The organism is Spiroplasma endosymbiont of Megaselia nigra, assembly GCF_003987485.1.
Taxonomy (GTDB): domain Bacteria; phylum Bacillota_I; class Bacilli_A; order Mycoplasmatales; family Mycoplasmataceae; genus Spiroplasma.
This window is the reverse complement of record NZ_RCOO01000309.1, coordinates 1-819: the sequence shown is the minus strand read 5'-3', so window position 1 is coordinate 819 and position 819 is coordinate 1. Positions and strand designations below refer to the sequence as shown.

Sequence of the window (819 nt, the reverse complement as noted above, 5' to 3'; positions counted from 1 at the left end):
GAATTAAATCCCCAAGTAAATATTAATAGCATTAATGTTACAGATATTACTGAAAATAGTGCACTAGTCACTATAACTGGTTTTAGTAGTCAAAAAACAATTAATTTTACAGTTGATAAATCTGTGCCAATAAACAAAGTTATTGAAAATACTAATTTAGGAGAAATTGATATAAATAAATTGGGTGGTACTTATGATGAACAATTATTTAAATATTTTTTAAAACAATTAAATTCACAATTAGACATTAATAAAATTAATGTAATAAATATTACCACGAATACCGCTAAAGTTAAATCAAATGATACAAATATTTATACTGGTGAAATAGATATTAATTATTCTCGGCCAGTAAAATCAGTTTTAAAAAACACTGAATTAGGCTTAATTAGAATTAATGGTGTTAATAAACCAACAGAACAAGAAATTAAAAATAAAATAAAAGAATTAAATAAATATTTAGAAAATAATATAAATGATTTTGAAGTTAGTGATATAACAACAACAAATGCAAAAATAAATTTTAAAAGAAAAGATATTTTAAGTGGTGAAGTAATTGTTACTTTTATATCTAATATTAATTTAAATAAAATTATTACAAATAATAATTTAGGTGAATTTAAAACTGAAAATTTATCTAATCCAACAAAACAACAAATTAAAAATAAACTAAAAGAAATGTATAACAATCTAGATATCACAAAAATCAAAGTTGAAAATATTACTAACAGCAGTGCAAAAATCACTTCTGCTGATGAAACTGTTTATACCGAAAATGTAAAAGTTAATTATAGTGTTTCAATAGATTCACTTAATTGA

At 21.1% G+C, this 819-nt stretch carries 1 pseudogene; it reads left to right on the top strand.

Annotated features, from left to right (window positions below):
- Positions 1–819, top strand: a pseudogene (locus D9R21_RS07835) (hypothetical protein); the annotation flags it as partial.